The sequence below is a fragment of the Ruegeria sp. YKSD163 genome, from assembly GCF_059612905.1.
The window spans coordinates 19,576-39,436 of record NZ_JBXWRM010000030.1; the positions used below are offsets into that span (position 1 = coordinate 19,576).

The 19,861-nt window shown below is 65.8% G+C and carries 17 protein-coding genes; 9 read left to right on the forward strand and 8 right to left on the reverse strand.

Going from position 1 to position 19,861, the window contains the following annotated elements; all coding sequences use genetic code 11:
* Positions 1 to 28: 28 nt before the first annotated feature.
* The 6 genes from AC2FNA_RS22635 to AC2FNA_RS22660 all read right to left on the reverse strand — a co-directional run bounded on the left by AC2FNA_RS22635 (position 29) and on the right by AC2FNA_RS22660 (position 7,717).
* Positions 29 to 1,213 carry an efflux RND transporter periplasmic adaptor subunit gene (locus AC2FNA_RS22635; protein ID WP_496830480.1) on the reverse strand — a complete coding sequence of 395 codons (1,185 nt, stop codon included), beginning with the start codon at positions 1,211 to 1,213 and terminating at the stop codon, positions 29 to 31.
* 62 nt (positions 1,214 to 1,275) lie between these two features.
* Positions 1,276 to 3,639: an ABC transporter permease gene (locus AC2FNA_RS22640; protein ID WP_496830482.1), complete on the reverse strand. Its 2,364-nt coding sequence runs from the start codon at positions 3,637 to 3,639 to the stop codon at positions 1,276 to 1,278.
* Positions 3,640 to 3,646: 7 nt separating this feature from the next.
* Positions 3,647 to 4,354, reverse strand: coding sequence for an ABC transporter ATP-binding protein (locus AC2FNA_RS22645; RefSeq protein ID WP_496830484.1), 708 nt, complete (start codon positions 4,352 to 4,354; stop codon positions 3,647 to 3,649).
* Positions 4,355 to 4,899: 545 nt separating this feature from the next.
* On the reverse strand, positions 4,900 to 5,511 hold the full coding sequence (gene leuD, locus AC2FNA_RS22650; protein ID WP_496830486.1) for a 3-isopropylmalate dehydratase small subunit: 612 nt from the start codon (positions 5,509 to 5,511) through the stop codon (positions 4,900 to 4,902).
* On the reverse strand, positions 5,511 to 6,917 hold the full coding sequence (leuC, locus tag AC2FNA_RS22655; RefSeq protein ID WP_496830488.1) for a 3-isopropylmalate dehydratase large subunit: 1,407 nt from the start codon (positions 6,915 to 6,917) through the stop codon (positions 5,511 to 5,513). The genes leuD and leuC overlap by 1 nt, the downstream gene beginning before the upstream one ends.
* Positions 6,914 to 7,717, reverse strand: coding sequence for a GntR family transcriptional regulator (locus AC2FNA_RS22660; RefSeq protein ID WP_496830490.1), 804 nt, complete (start codon positions 7,715 to 7,717; stop codon positions 6,914 to 6,916). Before AC2FNA_RS22660 ends, leuC begins: the two co-directional genes overlap by 4 nt.
* A gap of 108 nt (positions 7,718 to 7,825) precedes the next feature.
* Here AC2FNA_RS22660 and AC2FNA_RS22665 point away from each other — a divergent pair, with 108 nt between their 5' ends.
* Genes AC2FNA_RS22665 through AC2FNA_RS22695 form a run of 7 tightly spaced genes read left to right on the forward strand, consistent with a single transcriptional unit; the run spans position 7,826 to position 16,134 of the window.
* Positions 7,826 to 8,392 carry a tautomerase family protein gene (locus AC2FNA_RS22665; protein ID WP_496830492.1) on the forward strand — a complete coding sequence of 189 codons (567 nt, stop codon included), beginning with the start codon at positions 7,826 to 7,828 and terminating at the stop codon, positions 8,390 to 8,392.
* On the forward strand, positions 8,389 to 10,083 hold the full coding sequence (locus AC2FNA_RS22670; RefSeq protein ID WP_496830494.1) for a hydantoinase B/oxoprolinase family protein: 1,695 nt from the start codon (positions 8,389 to 8,391) through the stop codon (positions 10,081 to 10,083). The genes AC2FNA_RS22665 and AC2FNA_RS22670 overlap by 4 nt, the downstream gene beginning before the upstream one ends.
* Positions 10,080 to 12,146, forward strand: coding sequence for a hydantoinase/oxoprolinase family protein (locus AC2FNA_RS22675; RefSeq protein ID WP_496830496.1), 2,067 nt, complete (start codon positions 10,080 to 10,082; stop codon positions 12,144 to 12,146). Before AC2FNA_RS22670 ends, AC2FNA_RS22675 begins: the two co-directional genes overlap by 4 nt.
* Complete coding sequence (locus AC2FNA_RS22680; protein WP_496830498.1) at positions 12,143 to 12,763, forward strand: cysteine hydrolase family protein; 621 nt, start codon at positions 12,143 to 12,145, stop codon at positions 12,761 to 12,763. The genes AC2FNA_RS22675 and AC2FNA_RS22680 overlap by 4 nt, the downstream gene beginning before the upstream one ends.
* Positions 12,760 to 13,623, forward strand: a complete 864-nt coding sequence (locus tag AC2FNA_RS22685) for an isocitrate lyase/PEP mutase family protein (RefSeq protein WP_496830500.1) — start codon at positions 12,760 to 12,762, stop codon at positions 13,621 to 13,623. The genes AC2FNA_RS22680 and AC2FNA_RS22685 overlap by 4 nt, the downstream gene beginning before the upstream one ends.
* Positions 13,607 to 14,995, forward strand: coding sequence for an FAD-dependent oxidoreductase (locus AC2FNA_RS22690; protein ID WP_496830502.1), 1,389 nt, complete (start codon positions 13,607 to 13,609; stop codon positions 14,993 to 14,995). The genes AC2FNA_RS22685 and AC2FNA_RS22690 overlap by 17 nt, the downstream gene beginning before the upstream one ends.
* Before the next feature lie 23 nt (positions 14,996 to 15,018).
* Positions 15,019 to 16,134, forward strand: coding sequence for a pyridoxal phosphate-dependent aminotransferase (locus tag AC2FNA_RS22695; RefSeq protein ID WP_496830504.1), 1,116 nt, complete (start codon positions 15,019 to 15,021; stop codon positions 16,132 to 16,134).
* A gap of 85 nt (positions 16,135 to 16,219) precedes the next feature.
* Here the strand turns inward: AC2FNA_RS22695 and AC2FNA_RS22700 are convergent, their stop codons facing one another.
* Entirely contained in the window at positions 16,220 to 17,203 is a 984-nt protein-coding gene (locus AC2FNA_RS22700) for a 3-hydroxybutyryl-CoA dehydrogenase (RefSeq protein ID WP_496830506.1), read from the reverse strand.
* A 1-nt stretch (position 17,204) separates the two neighbouring features.
* Positions 17,205 to 18,284, reverse strand: coding sequence for an NAD/NADP octopine/nopaline dehydrogenase family protein (locus AC2FNA_RS22705; protein ID WP_496830508.1), 1,080 nt, complete (start codon positions 18,282 to 18,284; stop codon positions 17,205 to 17,207).
* A gap of 207 nt (positions 18,285 to 18,491) precedes the next feature.
* Between AC2FNA_RS22705 and dctP the strand changes: the two genes are divergently transcribed.
* Together dctP and AC2FNA_RS22715 are read left to right on the forward strand one after the other, a co-directional pair.
* A complete protein-coding gene (dctP, locus tag AC2FNA_RS22710) occupies positions 18,492 to 19,520 on the forward strand; it encodes a TRAP transporter substrate-binding protein DctP (protein WP_496830510.1) in 1,029 nt (342 codons plus the stop codon).
* A gap of 64 nt (positions 19,521 to 19,584) precedes the next feature.
* A partial coding sequence (locus AC2FNA_RS22715; RefSeq protein ID WP_496830512.1) for a TRAP transporter small permease occupies positions 19,585 to 19,861 on the forward strand: 277 nt, incomplete at its 3' end.

Below are 19,861 nucleotides of genomic sequence, written 5' to 3' on the forward strand. Positions count from 1 at the left end.
GGCGCGCGGGGACCATCCCGCGCGCCACTCAATCCAGCTGGCGCTGCGCCAGTTTCATCCCGTCGACCAGTTCCGCCGACGGAAACAGCACAACCCGCGCGCCGGGCTTTAGCCCCGACAGGACCTCGGCCTCGCGCCCATTGTTGCGCCCGGCCTCGATCTCGCGCAGCACCGCGCGCCCCTCTTCGACCGCAAACACCGCCCAAGCGTCGCCGTGGCGGAAGATCGCCGCCGAGGGCACGATCAGCGCATCCGCGCGCTCCCAGACCACGATCCGCACCTCGACCCGATAGCCATGGCCCAGGTTCTCGCGCTCGTCACTGGGGGTCTCGAACTGGATGGTGACCTGTACGCGCTGTTCCTCAACCCCGAGAGCGGAGTGTTTGGTATAGCCATAGGGGTCGATCCGGATGACGGTGCCGGACAGATCGCGGGCACCGCCCCAATTGGTGATGATCACCGGGTCGCCGGTTTTCACCTGCACCGCGTCAGAGGAGAGCAATTCGGCCATAACCTCCAGATCGCCTTCGATATCGCCGATCTCGAGGATCGGCTCTCCCGCCGGCAGGGTTGTCTCGCTTTTCTGAATGACCTTGAGGATCGTGCCATCGATCGGCGCGCGCAGCGGGATGCTGTAGCCATCCGGGTTGCGTTCGGCCAAGGCCGCGCCCAGCGCCGCGTCGTCAAAACCGATCAGCTGTGCGCGCGCATTGGCCAGTTCCGCTTCGCGCATGGCGATGGCGGCACCCACCGTGTCCAGGTTGGCCCGCGCCACCCGCGCCTCCTGCTCAGCGCGTTGCAATGTGACCTGGCTGGTCACGCCGCGCTCGACCAACTTGCGGGCGCGTTCCAACTCACTCTCGGCAAAGTCCTTCTTGGCCTCGGCCGCGTTCAGATCGGCATGTGCCAGGCGCAGCGCAGCCTCGGCAGCGGTGACGGCGGCATGGGCCTGTTCGCGGGTGCGCACATCCAGCGCCGAGGGGTTGGCGGGCCGCATCTGCGCCACCACGGTCTTGCCACGCTCGACCACCTCGCCCGGCTCGACTGTAACGCGCTGCAATTCTCCGGAGACGGGCGAAGAGACCACATAGGGTTCCTTGACGCGGGTGCGCCCCTCTTCGTCGATGGTGACCACCATGCGGCCCTGCCGGACTTCGGCCATATCCACTAGCATCGGACGCGGCCAGAAGGCAAACACCAGGAACCCAGCCACGCCAAGCGCAGTTGCAAGGGTCAGAAGGCTTCGGGATCGTCTCTTTTGCCGGGCCACGTTCGTCACTCTCTGTTTTTCAGCGCCAGGATCAGGTCGGTCCTGTCGATATCACGTTTCACCAGCCAACCCGACAGTAGTGCCGCGATCAGCACCACGATCATCGCCTGGCCGAAACCTGCCAATCCGAAACTGGCCGGGATCTGATAGAGGTCGGTGCTGAACCCTGCCGAGATCGCAAGATTCAGCCAGTAGCCGCCAAGTGCCCCTAAGGGGAGTGCCAGCAGCACCACCACCGCCAGTTCTCCCAACAGGACAAAGGCGACCTCGCCGCGGGCAAAGCCCAGCACCCGCAACCCGGCCAGATCGCGCGCGCGCTCTGCCTGGGCCACCCGCGCGGCGTTGTAGATGACACCGAATGTAATCACCCCGGCGATCACCGCCATGACATAACGCATGGCACCGGCACCCTGGTCCATCATTTCGCGCAAGGCGGCGCGGCTCTCGGATTTCAGCGCCACCCCCGCCACCATGGGTCGGTCCTTGAGGGTGCGATAGATGGTGTCGCCCTGCATCGGATCGACCCGCAGAAAGGCCCCCGAGATGCGCAGCGGCTCTTTCAGAAGCCGGTTCAGCGCGCCGATCTCCATATAAGCGGGTGAGCCGATCAGGCTTTCCGAGACACCGCTGACCGGCACCTCGACGATGGGGCGTCGGCCCTCGCGCACGTCGAGGATTAGTCGGTCACCCGCCTGGATGTCCAACTCGCGGGCCAGCCCGGTGGACAGGATGATGCCGTCGCGGCGGATCGGGATATCGGCCATGGCAGCATCGACGGCACGGTAGAGGCGCGGCATCTCGGTCATACCGTTGACCGCGCCGCGATAGCTGTGGCGCCCGTTGCGCAACACCGCGCTGACAATCCGGATCGGCTCGACCTCGATGACGCCAGGAATGGAAGCAAGGTCATACCGGCTCTGCTCGGCGATGGGATGGGTGAAGGTCACGGTGACATCGCTGCGGTCTATGACGCCAAAGCTCGTCTCGACCATGGCGTCATAGGCAGCCAACAACGAGGCCATCGCCGCCCCCAGCGCGGTTGCCGCGCCCACTCCGGCGATCGCACCCCCCATGCGCAGCGGCTGGCGCGTCAATCGGCGCAACACCATGCGCGTGGGCTGATCCAGCACCCGGCCCAACCAGCCACCCAGCGGGCGGGCGCGGCTGTAGTCGGCGGGCGCGGCGGCGCGCATCGCCACCGCTGGCGTCAGCGCAAAGACCCGTCGCAGCACCAGCAGCCCGCCCGCCGAGGCCGCCAGCACACTGACGGCAAATCCGATGGCGAAACTGGATGGATCGAGCCGGAACAGCAGAAAGGGAAACTTGTAGTAGAGCATGTAGATATCGACCATCCACCGCCCTGCCAGAACGCCCAGCACCCCGCCTAGCACCGCGCCGCCAACTGCGATCACCAGCACCATCTTGAGGTAATGCGCCCCGACCTCCCAACTCGTATAGCCAAAGGCTTTCATCAGCCCGATCTCCTTGCGCTCGGCATCGACCAGGCGCGAGATCACGATGTAGAGAAGAAAGGCGGCCACCGCCATGAAGACCGGCGGTACCGTTTTCGAGGTGCGCTTGATGCCCGAAATCTCCTCGACCACGAATTTGTTCGAGGGCAGATCGTCGAGATGATAGGCGCCGGTGCCGCCATAACGATCAAGCAGCCGGTTCACCTCGGCCATCACCGCGTCGGGCTCGGTCCCACGTGACAGCGACAGCAGCGCCTCGTTATAGGCGCCATCCATGTCGAACGCCGCCTCCAGCGCGGTTCGGGTCATCCACAGCACGGCAAAGCGACGGTCATCGGGCACCAGTTCGCCGGGCGCGGTAGTATAGATGAACTCGGGCGAGACGGCGAGGCCCGAGATCGTGAAGTCGTGCCGCGCCCCGTTCATCGTGGCGCTGATAAGGTCACCAGGCCGCAGTCCATGCGCTTCGGCAAACCCTTGTAAAAGAAGAATTTCGTCGGGCCGGTCGCGCGACAAGCCGCGCCCGTCTGTGACCAGTACATCGTTCAGCCGGGGGGCGCCCTGAGCGGGCAGCGAGGCGACCTGTGCCCGCACCGGCACCGCCGCGCCAGGCAGGTCGACCAACGCGGCACCTGCAACCCGGGTTTCGACCGCCGCGACACCGTCGATCTTGCGCAACTCCGCCGCCGTATGGACAGGCGCGCGGGTGACCGGGGCGAAGATCTCGGCCAGCCGGTAGCGCTCGTAATAGGCCCGCCGGGTCTCGTCGAGGCTGCGCACTAGGCCTGTTTGCATCACCTGAAGCAGCACACCCACCGCCACCACTAGGGCGATGGCGACGGCCTGCCCCTTGATCCGCCAAAGATCGCGGCCGAGTTTGCGGCTCAGCGCTGACATAGCCCCCCTACCATTCGATCTGCTCCGGGATCAGCTTGGTCTCGTTCACCTTGACCTCGATCACCTGCCCGTCGCCGAACCGGATCACCCGGTCGGCCATCGCCGCCTGCGAGGCCGCATGGGTGACCACCAGGACGGTGGCGCCCAGCCGCTCGTTCACCTCTTTCAGAACCTTTAGCACCGCCCGGCCCGTGGTACTGTCCAGCGCGCCGGTGGGTTCATCGCAGAACAGCACCTCGGGCTGTTTGGCCACCGCGCGGGCAATCGCGACCCGCTGCTGTTCGCCGCCCGAGAGCTGGGCGGGAAAATGGTCGGCCCGCTCGGCCAGCCCCACCAGCGCCAGCGCGGTATCGGCGTCCATCGGGTTGCGGGCGATCTCGGTCACCAGTTCGACATTCTCGCGCGCGGTCAGGCTGGGCATCAGGTTGTAGAACTGAAAGACGAAGCCCACGTGGTCACGCCGATATCGCGTCAGCTCGCTGTCCGACATTGTGGTCAGCTCACGATCCCGAAACAATGCTGTACCTTCGCTGGCGCGGTCGAGCCCGCCAATGATGTTTAGGAGTGTCGACTTTCCGCTGCCCGACGCCCCCAGCAGAACCACGAACTCGCCCGCCGGAATATCCAGATCGACACCACGCAGGGCATGCACGGCGGTATCTCCGTGGCCGTAAATCTTCTTGAGATTTCGAATGGTATACGTGTTCTCGGTCAAGACCGCACCTTTCGGCATTTCCCGGGCCATTCCCCCGACTAGCGACACTCCCGTGCCCAGAAACAATCTAAAGTCGCATAACGTGTTTCAGCAAGTTTTGCGGGCAGGTTCGGTACGGATGGCGTCGATACACCGCATGCAGCGAGCTGAATACCGGCACAAGCGCTTCCCGGTGGTCCCGAGGCGCTCACTTTGATGACCTTTGCCCAAGCTTTTTGGTCGGACGACAAGCGCCAGGACCGTTTCCGGCATTATGACTTTGCACGTCCCGGCTTTGCGGCGGGTGACAGAAATAGGCTCGTTCCTAACATCCATGTTCTGGCACTTATGCCGCGAAACAGCCTTCTCGTGGTAGGTTTTCTGAGGGCGAGACCTCTGGTACAGCAACAGCGAAATTGCGACGACGATCTTGTCGGACGCGGGGTTCGACGTGGAAACGCAGTTGCGACCGAACGACGGTCGTCGCTCCAGTAGTATCGAACCCCGCTCCATTGGTCTATGCTGCGGCTCAGGTCCTGTCCCTTTCAGGGGTCCTGCAGCCGGTGTCAGGGCGCGTCGCCAGCGGGGAAGCGGCCCGGTTCCAAAAGGATGCGTCCGCGATATGCCGCTATTTCGGCGCTGTGGTGGCGGGTAAGGTCGATATCGTCCCACCCGTTGAGCAGCTTGGTTCGCCAGACCTCATCTAGTTGGAACGGGACTGTTACGCTCTCGATACGCAGCAAACTGGAAGCAAGATCGGCAACACCGCTCCCCGCGCCCGAGGACAGGGCCTTGGCCAACAGCTCCGCATCCGCCTCGGTCACGCGGGCAGGAAGCAGGCCGTTATTGACCGCATTGCCGGAAAAGATATCGCCGAAACTGGGGGCCACGACCACGCGTATCCCGGCATCCACAAGCGCATAAACCGCCGCCTCACGCGAGGACCCGCTGCCGAAGTTGCGTCCTGTGACAAGGATGCACGCGTCCGGATGGGCATTGAGCGGAAACTCCGGGTCCATCTCGCCTTCGGAAGTGCGCCCCACATCGTGCAGCAGGAACCGGCCATAGCCTTCGGCGCGCGGTGTCGACATGAACCGCGCCGGGATCAGCTGATCGGTGTCGATATTGGCCATTGGCAGCAGCACCGCCTTGCCACGCTGTTCGCTCCACCCCGCCATCAGACTGGCCTCCCCTGCAACATTGGCCGTACATCGCATAGCGTGCCAGTGACTGCTGCGGCCGCCACCATGGCCGGTGACATCAGATGCGTGCGTGCGCCCTTGCCCTGACGGCCGCGAAAGTTGCGGTTGGTGGAAGAGGCGCATCGCTTGCCCGCCGCGACAAGATCACCGTTCATGCCCACACACATAGAACAGCCCGACGCGACCCAATCCAGCCCCGCCTCGGTGAAGACACGGTCCAGCCCCTCCTCTTCGGCCTGCGCCTTGACCCGGGCGGACCCGGGCGAGACCAGCCCCGGCACGCGCGCCTTGCGCCCGGCCAGAACCGCGGCGGCGGCGCGCAGATCCTCGATCCGGCCATTGGTGCAGGAGCCGATGAACACCTGATCCACCGGCGTGCCCGCCAGCGGGCGGCCCGGCACCAGCCCCATGTAATCAAGGGCCGCGCGGGCGGCCTGCGCCTTGGCGGGCGGCAATGTGTCGGGGATGGGTACGGACGCATCAATGGGCAGGGCCTGTTCGGGGCTGGTGCCCCAGGTCACGATGGGCGCGATTTCCGCGGCCGACAGGGCGACATCACGGTGGAACATCGCATCGGCGTCGCTGGCCAGGGCCTGCCAGTTGTCTAGCGCCTTGTGCCAGTCCCCGCCCCGGGGCGCCTGCCGCCTGTTGCGCAGATAGGCAAAACTCACCTCGTCCGGGGCCACCATCCCCATGCGCCCGCCCCCTTCGATGGTCAGGTTGCACAGGGTCATCCGCCCCTCCATCGACAGGCTACGGACTGCGCTGCCCGCATATTCCACCGCATGGCCCTGTGCCCCGTCGGCGCCGAGCCGCGCGATCCAGTTCAGCGCGATATCCTTGGCCGACACACCCGCAGGCAGCGTGCCGTCGACGGTGATCCGCATCGCCTGCGGCTTGCGCTGCCAGATGGTCTGGGTCGCCAGCACATGGGCCACCTCGGTCGCGCCGATGCCGAAGGCCAGCGCGCCAAAGGCTCCGTGCGTCGAGGTATGGCTGTCGCCGCAGGTGATCAGCAGGCCGGGCAGCGTTAATCCCTGTTCAGGCCCGACCACATGCACGATCCCCTGATCGGGATCATCGAGGTCAAAGAGCCGGATGCCATGCCTAGCGGCATTGCCACGCAGGGTCTCGATCATGCGGGCGACTGCCGGATCGGCGATCGGCCCCGCCCGGCGCGTGGGCGCATAGTGATCCACCACCGCAAATGTCAGGCCGGGTTCGGCCACCGGCAGGCTCCGCTCGGCCAGCCGCGCAAAGGCATGGTGCGATCCCTCGTGCACAAGGTGCCGGTCGACCCAAAGGAGCGAGCTGCCATCCTCGCGGCGCAGCACCTCATGTGTCGACCACAGCCTGTCCAGCAAGGTCAGCGGCGCGCTCATCGGGGCGTATCCTTCAGTGGGGTGATGGCCGGCTCCCAATAGCGGCCCTCGCCATTTTCGACCCGCGCCAAGCTCATGTCGAGGCGGAACATGTCGGGCCGGTAAAGCCCGGTCAGAAACTCGACCCCGCGCCCCTCGGCGTCGCGCACGACCCGGTCCAACGACAGCAAGGCCGCGCCTTCGGGCAGGCCCAGCGCCGAGGCTACCTCGGGACCTGCAAGGGTGGCCGAAACCGACTGCCGCGCATCGGCGATCTGCACACCGTTGCGCTCCAGCAGCACATGCAGCGGCTCGCGCGAGAGGTCCTCGTCCGAGATGCCCGCCGCGATGCGCGACGGCACATAGGTGGTCAGATGCGAAAAGGCCGTTCCCCCGATGCTGCGGGTTCGCTGTGCGATCTGCACCGCTTCGCCCGGCGCCAGGCCCAGCGCGCGCGCCACATGCTCGGGGGCCTGATCCATGCGGCTCGACAACAGCCGCACCTCGGTGCTGCGCCCGATTTCCACCAGTTGCGGCAACAGGGTCGAGAAATCCATCGTCACCGGCTGTGGCGCAGCGGGGCGCGACCGCACCCGGGTGCCGCTGCCCGCGCGCCGCGACAGGAACCCGTTTTCCGTCAGCGCATCCAGCGCCCGGCGCACGGTCACGCGAGAGACGCCGTAATCCTCGGCCAGCTGTTCCTCGCCCGGCAGTTTCCGGCTCGGCTCCAGCCGCCCGGCGGAAATCTGTTCCAGCAAGGACAGGTAGACGCGGCGCGATTTGGCGCCTGCGGGCATCTGCGCCCCGCCCCCTATCTGCATCCCCGGCTCTGTCATTTTCGACCCGTTCGAAAGGAAAGAATTGCCTCTGACTATATCCCGGTTAAATGTATTATCAATGATACAGCTTTCATCCGGGGGAGGGATGTGATGCCGGTGGTCGAACTGCACCTGATCAAAGGGTATGGCGAAGAGGACAAGCGCCGCCTGGGCCATGCTCTGACGGATGCGGTGCGCTTCGTGCTGCCGGCGCCGCTGGACGGGGTCACGGTGATGATCCACGAAATGGCGCCCGATGCTTATTTCCGCGGCCGCGACACGAAAACCCCCGCCCCCGCCCTGCCCGACCCGGCCGAGGTGGTGCGCGTCTATCTGGCCGCGATGGAGGCGCGCGATCTGGACGCTGCCCGCGCGATGCAGGGCGACGGGTTCACCATGTATTTCCCCGCCACCGGCCCGATGACAGACCTTGCTGAGCTGATCGACTGGGCGCGTCCCCGCTATAGTTTCGTGACCAAGACCTATGACGGGTTCGATGCCATGCCCGGAGCGGGCGATACCTCGGTCGTCTACTGTCGGGGCACGCTGTCGGGCGAATGGCTGGATGGCGCCGCCTTTTCCGGCATCCGCTTCATCGACCGGTTCGAACTGGTAGCGGGCAGGATCACCCGGCAGGACGTGTGGAACGACATGGGCGAAATGCGGGGGCGGGCATGAGCGAGATCGACCCGATCACCCTGTCGGTTCTGGCCGGGCGCATGGAACAGATCGCCGACGAGATGGACGCGACCCTGTTCCGCGCCGCCTTCAACCCGATCATCGCCGAGGCGCATGATGCCAGCCACGGGCTTTACCATGCCGAAACCGGCGACACGCTGGTACAGGGCAAATCGGGCCTGCCGATCTTTGTCGGTGTCATGTCCTTTGCCGTAAAGGCGGTGATCGAGAAGGTCGCCGCGGATGGCGATCTGGCAGATGGCGATATCTTCATCTTCAACGACGCCCATATCGGCGGCACGCATCTGAGCGACATGCGACTTGTGCGCCCGTATTTCCGGGAGGGGAAACTGTTCTGCTGGCTGGCCTCGGTCGGGCATTGGCACGATGTGGGCGGCGCGGTGCCGGGCAATTACAACCCCGCTGCCACCGAGGTGTTTCAGGAGGCGTTTGTGTTGCCACCCGTGCGGCTGGCGCGCGCGGGCGTGGTCAACCAGGACATTATCGACATCCTGCTGCGCAACACCCGCCTGCCGCAATCGGCGCAGGGTGATCTGAATGGCCAGCTGGGCGCGCTGGATCTGGGCGTGCGTCGGATGGATGAACTCCTGGACGAATATGGCGCAGGCACGGTCGATGCGGCGCTCGACGCTCTGGGCATCCGCGCCGAGCGGCTGATGCGCTCGAAGCTGGCAGCCATTCCGGACGGGCGCTGGGAGGCCGAGGATTTTCTCGACAACGACGGGATCGACGACACACCGCTGCCAATCCGGGTGGCGCTGGAGATCAGGGGCGACCGGATGCATCTCGATTTCACCGGTTCGGCCCCGAAATGCGCGGGCCCGGTCAATATCGCGCTGCCCACCACGATCGCCACGGTCTATGTAGCCATCAAGCACATCTTCCCGCTGCTGCCCGCCAACGCGGGCGTGATGCGGCCCATCGAGGTCACGGTTCCCGAGGGCTCGATCCTGTCGGCGGAATTTCCCGCGCCCACCGGCGGCTATACCGAGACCATCCTGCGGATGATCGACGTCGTGTTCTGTGCCTTTGCGCAAGCGGTGCCGGACCGGGTGGTGGCCAATGCCTATGGCACGATCAACGCGCTTTCCATCGCCGGGCGGCGCAGCAATGGCAAGCCCTGGGTGATGTTCAGCTTTTACGGCGGCGGTCATGGCGGATCACCCGAGGGCGACGGGCTGAACCATGGCAACGCGCCGATTTCCACCGCGACAATCCCGCCGCTGGAAATCCTCGAAGCCGCGTATCCAGTGATGTTCCGGCAATGGGCGCTGAGGCGCGACAGCGCAGGCGCGGGGCGGCATCGCGGCGGGCTGGGCGCGGTCTATGAGATCGAAGTTCTGGAGGAAAACGGCGCCGAAGGCTTTCTGTTCGGCGAGCGCGGGCGCTTTGCGCCCAAGGGCGTGGCCGGTGGCGAGGAAGGGGCGCTGAACGTGTTCTCTTACCAGCAGGGCGCCGACTGGCCACACCCGCCGCTGGTTTCCAAGATGCGCGGCATCCGCCTGAAACAGGGCGAGGCGGTGCGGCTGGAAACCCCCGGCGGCGGCGGCTATGGCCCGCCCGCCGAACGCGACCCGGCCGCCGTGGCGCTGGATGTGGCGCGCGATTACCTGAGCGAGGCAGAGGCTGACCGCCTTTATGGCCCAACCTGGCGTGAGGGCATGCGATGAGCGACAAGATGATCGGTGTCGATGTTGGCGGCACTTTCACGGATATCTTTGTTCTGGATGAAAGCGACGGCACTGCCCGCGTCGGCAAAGTGCCGACCTCGCGCCCCGACCAGTCCACGGGCTTCCTGCAAGGGATCACCGAGGCGGTCACCGATATCGGCAGTGTCGGCGTGGTGGTGCATGGCACCACGGCGGGCACCAATGCCCTCTTGGAGCGCAAGGGCGCGCGGACGGGCGTGATCTGCACCCAAGGCCTGCGCGACGTGCTGGAGATGCGCCGCCGCGACCGGCCCCGAACCTGGGGCCTGCGTGGCGATTTCGAGCCGGTGGTGGACCGGCGCGACCGACTGGAAGTGCCGGAACGGACACTTGCCGATGGCACCATCCGCACACCGGTCGACCTGGAGGCAGTGCGCAATGCTGCGCGGCAATTGCAGGATCAGGGCTGTATCGCTGTCGCTATCCTCTTTGCCAACGCCTATGCCAATCCCGCCAACGAGGCCGCCGCCGTGGCCGCCCTGCGCGAGATCTGGCCCAACGAACATGTCTCGGCCTCCTCGGAAATCCTGCCCGAGATCCGCGAATACGAACGGTTCTCGACCACCGCGCTCAACGCCTATCTGCAACCCGAGGTCTCGGGCTATCTGGGCCGGCTGGGGGCCGCGCTCGACACGGGCGGGTTTGGCGGCGAGTTCATGATCGTTCAGTCCAATGGCGGGGTCATGGACGTCGACACCGCCTGCCGCTTTCCGATCCGCACGGCGCTGTCGGGCCCTGCGGCGGGGGTGATCGCGGCGGGCTATATCGCCCGCTCGGCCGGGTTCGACAATGTGATCACCGGTGACATGGGTGGCACCAGTTTCGATGTCTCGCTGATCGCCGAGGGGCGCTCGATGCTGGCGCCGCAGACCTCGATCGACTTTGGCATGGTGGTGCGGACCCCGATGATCGAGATCACCACCATCGGCGCGGGCGGCGGCTCTATCGCCTGGGTGGACAAGGGGGGCCTGTTGAACATCGGCCCGGAAAGCGCGGGGTCGGACCCGGGGCCAGTGGCCTATGGGCTGGGCAACGACCGCCCCACCGTCACTGACGCCAATGTGGTGCTGGGCCGGATCGACCCCGAGAACCCAATCGGCGGCAAGCTTGCGCGGCTGGATGTCGAGGCGGCGGCGCGGGCCATCGACATCCATGTCGGCCAACCGCTGGGCCTCGACACGCTGGCGGCAGCCGAGGCGATCCTGCGGGTGGCCAACTCGCGCATGGCGGGCGCCCTGCGGCTGGTCAGCATCGAGCGCGGTTTCGACCCCAAGAAATTCGCATTCATGCCCTTTGGCGGCGGCGGCGCGCTGCATGCCGGCGCGATGCTGGCCGAGGTCGGGATCGCGCGCGCCATCGTGCCGCGCTATCCGGGAGTGACCTCGGCGCTCGGTTGTGTGATCGCCGACATGCGACAGGATTTCGTGCAGACCCTCAACGCGATGCTCGACGGGCTGGATACCGATATGCTGGGCACGGTTATGCAGGACCATCATGATCGCGGCATGGCGATGCTGAAGGCAGCCGGCACCCGGTTCGAGGCGCGCGAGGCAACATTCGCGCTCGACATGGCCTATATCGGCCAGACCCATACCGTTTCAGTGCCGATCCCCGTACAAGTTAGCGCGGGCAAGGTGCAACCGCCGACGCAAGCCCAGATCGCCGCTGCCTTTGACAGCGTCTATCGCGACACTTTCGGGCGGCTTCTGCCCGGCGGGGTGCGGCGCATCCTGAACCTGCGCAGCGCTGTGACCGGCAAACGGCCCAAGTTCGATCTGGCCACGCTGGCCCCCACGGTGACCGATCTGGCGCGGCCGAAGTCCAGCCGCAAGGTGCATTTCGGCACCGATTGGCATGAAACCGCGATCTACGACCGGCTGTCGCTGCCGGTCGGAACCGTGATCGCCGGCCCCGCGATCCTGGAACAGCCGGACACCACCGTGCTGATCGAACCGGGCCTTGTGGGGCGGGTCGACCCTCTGGGCAATGTCATCATCGAAACCGGACCGGAGGCGGGCGCATGAGCGAGCCGAAAACCTGGACCCTGGCGCAGACCGCGCTGCTGACCATCGACCTGCAAAACGACTTTCTACATCCCGAGGGCGCATATGGCCGGGCCGGACAGGGAGCCGCCGCCATCGCCGCGCTGCCCGACCGCATCGCTCCGCTGGTCGCGGCGCTGAGGGCGAAGGGCGGGCTTTACATCTCGGCCCAGTTCACGCTGGTGCCCGGCCCTGGGGGCGAGCCGTTGATCTCACCGCATCTCAAGGCGTTGCGCCCCTTTCTGACGCGCAGCGATTTCGCGCCCGGCAGTTTCGGGCACCAACTGGTCGACGCGCTGCAACCGGCCGATTTCACGGTCGAGAAAGTGACCTATTCCGCCTTCTACCAGACCCGGCTGGAATACATCCTGCGGGCCATGGGTATCCGCCAGCTGATCGTCGGCGGCATCGTCACCAATGGCGGCGTCGCCTCGACCCTGCGCGACGCGCATCTGCGCGATATCGACACCGTGATGCTGAGCGATGGCTGCGCCGCCTTCCGGGACGATGTGCATGACGCCACCTTGCTGTCGCTGGGCACCGTCACGCATCAGATGACCTGCGCCGAGGCGCTGGGCTGGCTGGAGGGAGCGCCATGACACTCAAGGCAAGGCTGGCCGGGGATGGCATCGTGCTGGCGCCCGGCATCTATGACGGGCTGACCGCGTTGATCGCCGAACAGGCGGGGTTCGAGGCGCTGTATCTGAGCGGCGCGGCGGTGGCCTATACCCGGCTCGGGCGGCCCGACATCGGCCTGACCTCGGTCACCGAAATGGCCCAGACCATGACCCTCATCGCCGACCGCACCCGCCTGCCGGTGATCATCGACGCCGATACCGGGTTCGGCAACGCGCTGAACGCCCAGCGCACCATGCGGCTTTATGAACGTGCAGGCGCGGCAGCCTTGCAGGTCGAGGACCAGACCTATCCCAAGCGCTGCGGCCACCTGAAGGACAAGGCGCTGATCCCAGCCGCCGAGATGGCGGGCAAGATCGCCGCCATGGCCGACGCCCGCCGCTCGGACCGGACGCTGATCATCGCGCGCACCGATGCGATCGCGGTCGAAGGCTTCGACGCGGCGCTGGAGCGGGCCGAGACCTATCTGGCCGCCGGAGCTGACGTGTTGTTCGTCGAGGCGCCACAGACCGAGGCAGAACTCTCGGCAATCGCGGACAGGTTCGCGGCACGTGTGCCGCTGCTCGCCAACATGGTCGAGGGGGGTGCGACGCCGATTCGCTCGGCCGAGGCGTTGCAGGCGCTGGGCTTTCGCCTCGTGATTTTTCCCGGCGGCATCGTGCGGGCGCTCGCCCATACCGCGCGCGACTATTACGCCAGCCTGCGCGCGCATGGTACCACGGCGCCGTTCCGCGACCGGATGTATGATTTTGCCGGCCTGAACAAGGTGATCGGAACCACCGAAATGCTGGAGCGCGGCAAACGCTATGACCCCGGACAGTGACCCGCATATCGCGCCGCCGCCCGCGCGCTTCGACGTCGCCTGCCAGACGCTGATCATCGGCGCCGGGGCCTGTGGGCTGGTGGCCGCGCTTGCGGCGCGCGAAGCGGGGCAAGAGGTGCTGGTGGTCGAGGCCGACGCCCTGCCGCGCGGCTCGACCGCGCTGTCGGCGGGCCTGATTCCGGCGCCCGGCACCACCATGCAGCGCGCGGCGGGGATCGAGGACAATGCCGCGCTGTTTGCGCAGGATATCCAGGCGAAGGCCAAGGGGCAGAACGACCCCGATCTGGTCGATACCCTGGCCGCAGGGGCCGGACCGGTCATCGATTGGCTGGCCGAGCGCCATGGCCTGCCGTTTTCGGTTGTCACCGATTTCGACTATCCCGGCCACAGCCGCCGCCGGATGCACGGCCTGCCCAGCCGCTCGGGGACCGAACTTATCGACGCGCTACGCCACGCCTGCGAGGCGCAGGGGATCGATATCGTCTGTTCCCGTCGGGCGCGCATCCTGCATATGGAAGACGGCCGGGTGCGCGGTGTCACGGTCCTTGGCCCCGACGGCAGCGGCGAAAGCATCGGCTGCGACCGGCTGATCCTGGCCTGCAACGGGTTTGGTGGCAATCGACAACTGGTCACCGACCACATGCCCGAGATCCGCAAGGCGCTCTGGTTCGGGCACGATGGTAACCGGGGCGAGGCGGTGCTGTGGGGCGCCGCGCTGGGGGCCGATCTAAAACACCTCGGGGCCTATCAGGGGCATGGCAATGTCGCTCATCCGCATGGGATCCTGATCACCTGGGCGGTGATCACCTCGGGCGGTGTGCAGGTGAACCGCGACGGGGAGCGGTTCTGGGATGAAAGCCAAGGCTATTCCGAGGCCGCTCGCGCGGTGATGGCGCAACCCGGAGGCGAGGCATTCGCGATCTTCGACGCGCGTATCGCGGGTATCGCGCGCCAGTTCGAGGATTTCCGCCGCGCCGAAGCCGCAGGCGCGATACGGCAGGCCGATACGCCCGAAGCACTGGCACACCTGCTTGGCCTACCGCCCGATACGCTGGCACAAACCCTACGCGACCTGCCGCGGGGCGGTACCGATGCCTTCGGGCGCACATTCGCGACCCAACCGCTTGCATCGCCCTATTGCGGCGTGCGGGTGACGGGGGCGCTGTTTCACACCCAGGGCGGGTTGCGCACCGATACGCTGGCCCGCGTGCTGCGCCGCGATGGCACGCCGGTGCCGGGCCTTTACGCAGGCGGCGGCGCGGCCTGTGGTGTCTCGGGCAGCGGTGACAGCGGATATCTCTCCGGCAACGGCTTGCTGAGCGCTGTGGTGCTGGGTCGGATCGCGGGATCGTGTAGTGAGCCTCCGTCTTGAACCTACCCGTAAATCACCATCTCATGTCTTGGAACAACGCCGAGGATACCATGCGCCCAACGCCCTATCTTGCCCCGATCCCCGTGCGCGGCCGCATCAGTAGGCCGCAACCCAAGGGGTTGCCGGTCATCAACATGGGCTACAACGAGCTGCCCTATTCACCCCTGCCCGCGATCCGCGCCGCGATGGAGGAAACCGCCGCGCGGGCGCAATCCTATGGCAGCCCGCATTGCGACGCGCTGCGCGATGCACTGGGCGCGGCGCATGGGCTGGACCCCGAGCAGATCGTCTGCGGCAACGGGTCGGAGGAATTGCTCGACGTGATCGCCCGCTGTTTCGCCCGGCCCGGCGACGAGATCCTGATCTCGGAGTTCGGCTATATCCAGTTCGCCCTGACCGCCAACCGGGTGGGGGCGACATTGGTGAAGGCGCGCGAGCGCGACTACACCAGCGATGTCGACGCCCTGCTGGCGGCGGTGAGCGAGCACACGCGGCTCCTGTTCCTGGCCAATCCGAACAACCCAACCGGCACCATGCTGGAGATGGAGGCGCTTTCCCGGCTGGCCCGCGACCTGCCTGCGCAGGTCGTGCTGGTGCTTGACCTTGCTTATGGCGAGTTCGCCGCGCCCGACTATTGCGCGGCGGTGCACAGCCTGGCGGCAAACCATGAGAACATCGTTGTCACCCGGACCTTTTCCAAGGCCTATGGCCTTGCAGGCGCGCGGGTCGGCTGGTGCCACGCCCCCGCATGGATGGTGCCCGTCCTCTATGCCGCGCGGGGCATGGGCACGGTCAATGCCCTGGCGCAAGCCGGGGCGGTGGCGGGTCTTGCCGACCCTGCCGCCATTCAGGAAAGGGTCGATGAGATCGTGTCCGAACGCGCGCGTCTGGCCGGCGCGCTGGGACAGTTGGGTCTGGTCGTGACCCCAAGCCGGACCAACTTTCTGATGGCCCGTTTCCGGGAGGGCGATGCGGCTCGCACCGAAGCACTGGTCGAGCATCTGTTCGCGGATGCCGGGATCGTCGTAAACCGCACCCGCGAGGCGGGGTTGGAAGCGTTCTTCCGCTTCTCGCTGTCGCTGCCCGCACATAACGATCTGCTGCTGGACAGTGTCCGCAGGTTCATTGGACAAGGTTAAACCTGGAATGGCGGCGCGGGTGGCACCGGTGCTCTTTGAGTATTTTTGACCAGAAAGAAGCAGAAGCCGGGGCGCAAACTCCGATCTAGTCGCCCTTGACCGGCATCTTGTCGAGATGGCGCAGCATGGCGGCAAAGGCGCCGATACGCTCCTTCTGATAAGCGGCAACGTCGAGACCGTCATAGTCGAGAAAACCGCGCCCATCGCGCAGGCCGCGCCGGCCCTCGGCCATGTTGGACTCAATGATGTCGGGCGCGGCGAACCTGTCCTGCCCGGTGGCGCGCGTCATGTAGCGGCTGGCATGGTAGAGGATATCGCCGCCGCCCCAATCGATGAATTCCAACAGGCCCAGCACCGCGAACCGGAAGCCGAAGCCATATTTCGTGGCCTTGTCGATATCGGCGCTGCTGGCAACGCCCTCTTCGACCAGCCGCGCGGCCTCGTTCATGGCCAGCGCCTGGATGCGCGGCACGATATAGCCGGGGCTGGCGGTGCAGGTGACCGGCACCTTGCCGATCCGCTCCAGCAGGTCGATCAGGCGGGCGGTGACCGCCGGATCGGTGGCATCGCCGGGCGAAACCTCGACCAGCGGCACCAGATAGGCGGGGTTGAGCCAGTGGGCATTGAGGAACCGGTCGGGCGGGGTGACAAACCCCTGAAGGTCGTTTGACAGGATGGTCGAGGTGGTCGAAGCGATGACGGCATCCGCGTCGGCATGGCGCGACAGGGTTTCGAAAACCTCGCGCTTGGCCTCCAGCGTCTCGGGCACACCTTCGAAGACGAAGGGCACCCCGGCAAGCGCCGCCGCCAGATCGTCGTGGCCCACAACCTCGACACGGGCCAGCATGCCCTCGGCTTCGTTTGCCTGCATCAACCCCACATCTGCCATCAGCGCAAAGGTCGCGCGCAGTTCGGCCAGTGTCTCAGCCTTGAGCCGGTCGAACTCTGCCTTGGGTCGCGGCTTGGCGTCAATCAGGCGGACCGGGTGGCCGGAATAGGCGAAGGCCACGGCCATGCCCCGGCCCATGCGCCCGGCGCCCACAGCGGCGATGGTTTCCCGCGCCGCCATCTCAGGCCCCGTCCCGCAGCATGGTCTGCAAAGCGGCGCGGTCCATCCCGGCGAGCCCAAGGTTTTCCAGCGTCCGGCCGCTCTGGCGGAAATCGTCGTCGCAGATGGCAGACCCCAGCGCCAACAGCCCCGTCGCCGTGGGCGCGGGCACCCCGGCCCAATCGGCGACCGAGACCAGCAAGGCCAGCCCCACCGCCACATCCTCGCGCATGTAGCGATGTTCGGTCAGCACCAGATGCTCGCGCCAGTCGCCGCTGTCGACCAGCTTGTCATGGGCGAGGTTGCCGTACATCCAGTCCGAGGTTTCATAGTGATCAGCCAGCGGGAAATGCGGCGCGCCATAGCCCAGCGCCTCGCGCAGCGCCATACGCTCGGCATCGAGCCGCGTGGTGACCCGACGGATGGCGGGTTGGGTGCCCTCGTTGTGAATGTCCCAATGGTCGAAATGCTCGATCGGGCCCGCGTTCATCGTGATCAGCGGCGGGTGGATGATGGGGCCTGCGTTCATCAGCGCCCCCGACAGCGCATCGCCCGCCGGTTCGACCGCAGGATAGGCCCGCGCAAGGACCGAATGCGCATGTTCCGCGTTGCGAAGCGGATAGACCCCGGTCGGCAGACGGGTGGCGCGGGTGGTGATGGCGACGGTATCGGCCCCGTGCAGCCGCGTGAGATATGGCAGGGTGCCGGTTTCGGCCCAGCTGACATCGGCGTGGTTTCCCGATTTGCGGACGATATCGGCCATGATCCAGCTGCCAAAGCTGCCCGGCGGCAGAAACACCACCTGTCCGTCCGCCAGATGCGGGGCCATGGCCGCCGCGATATCGGATTGTGCCGTAGCCGGTGTCGGGCAGACGATCAGCTCGGCCCCCTGGATCGCTTCGCCGATGTCATCGGTGACCATGGCGATGCGAATCGGACGCGCGCCCTCGAAATCCTTGAGCGTGATGACATTGCCGCGCGCCTTCAGCTCTGCCTGCGCAGACGCATTTCTGCGCCAGAACCGTATCTTGTGCCCCTGTGCCGTCAGATCAACCGCCGCGGCGGTCGAGCCGTTGCCACCGCCTAGAACTGCAATCTCCATCGCCCCCTCCCGCACCGATAGTTGCTTGACCAGATTACATACATGAAAAATCATATATCAAGGATATTTCTATTGCATTGGGCCCGGTGGCCGGTCTTACATGAAAATGCATAGAAGTCGGGGCAGACCGACCTAACTTCACCTTAAGGAATGTACCGCCCGACAGAAGGCGGTTCATCCTCCGTTGGATCACCAGGGAGTTGTGACATGAAATTCTTCAGCGGGCTTTCCAGAAAAGCCACTTATCTGATGGCGGCGACCGCACTCGCCGTCATGGCTGCCCCGATGTCAGCCAAGGCCGAGGACCGGGTCAGCGCGGTCCATGCGTTCCCCGAGTTCCTGGTTTACACCAAGACCTTTCTCGCAATGGTCGCGGATATCAACGAGCGCGGCAAGGGCGTCGTCCAGATCGACGTACGCGGCGGCCCCGAGGCGATCGGCATGTTCGAACAGCCCGCCGCCGTGCGTGACGGCGTGGTCGACATGGTCCACACGCCGGGCAGTTTCTATGGTGCCAACGTGCCCGAGATCGACGCGATGGTCGCCTCGCGCGTGACCCCGATGGAAGCCCGGGCCAATGGCGGCGCGGCGCTGATGGACAAGGCGCATCAAGAGCGCTTCAACGTCCGCCACCTGGGCTGGATCGATGGCGGCATCAAGTTCCACATCTACATGAACAGCGAGCCCAAGTTCCGTGACGATGGCATTCTGGATCTGACCGGGGTCAAGCTGCGCGACAACCCGATCTATCACGCGTTCTTCGAACAGCTGAACGCGACCACCGCCTCGATGCCGGCGACCGAAGTCTATTCGGCGCTTGAAAAGGGCGTTGTCGACGCCGCGGCCTGGACCGAGATCGGCATTCCGCAGCTCAAGTGGAACGAGTTCCTGAAATACCGGGTCGATCCCACCTTCTACAACACCGATATCGGCGTGATCTTCAACCTCGACGCATGGAACGCGCTTTCGCCAGAAAGCCAGAAGCTGATCGAAGAGGTCGTGATCGAGTGGGAAGGCAAGTCCTATGCCGACCGTCAGGCGGAAGTCGCCGCCGACGCCAAGACCCTTGCCGATGGCGGCATGACCTTCGTCGCTCATTCCGCCGAGGCGGGCGAGGTCTATCGCAAGATGGCAGACGATTCCGCCTGGGCTCGGATGTACGAGCGTATTGACGGCGGCGGCGGCGGTGCCGAGACCTACAAGGCCCTGCGCAAGACCTATGCTCTGGACGAATAAGACTGATTGAAGGCAGGCCGCCGTGCCCAAGCGGCGGCCTGCCCCCAACAAACAGAGCCAGGACATGATGCGTCTGATCGACCGTATTTGCGACCTGCTGGCCATTTTGGCCGGTATCTACCTTGTGGGGATCATGTTCGGGATCGTGATCAGCGCGATGGCGCGCACACTGAACCTGTCCGGGTCCTGGTCCAGCCATATCTTCACCTTCACCGAATTCGGCCTGCTCTATATCGTGATGGCCGCCTCGCCCTGGCTGGTCCGCCACCGGGGGCACGTCTTTATCGAACTGCTGAGTGCAGCCCTGCCGCGCCGGATGCAGCGATCCTATAGCCGGGTGA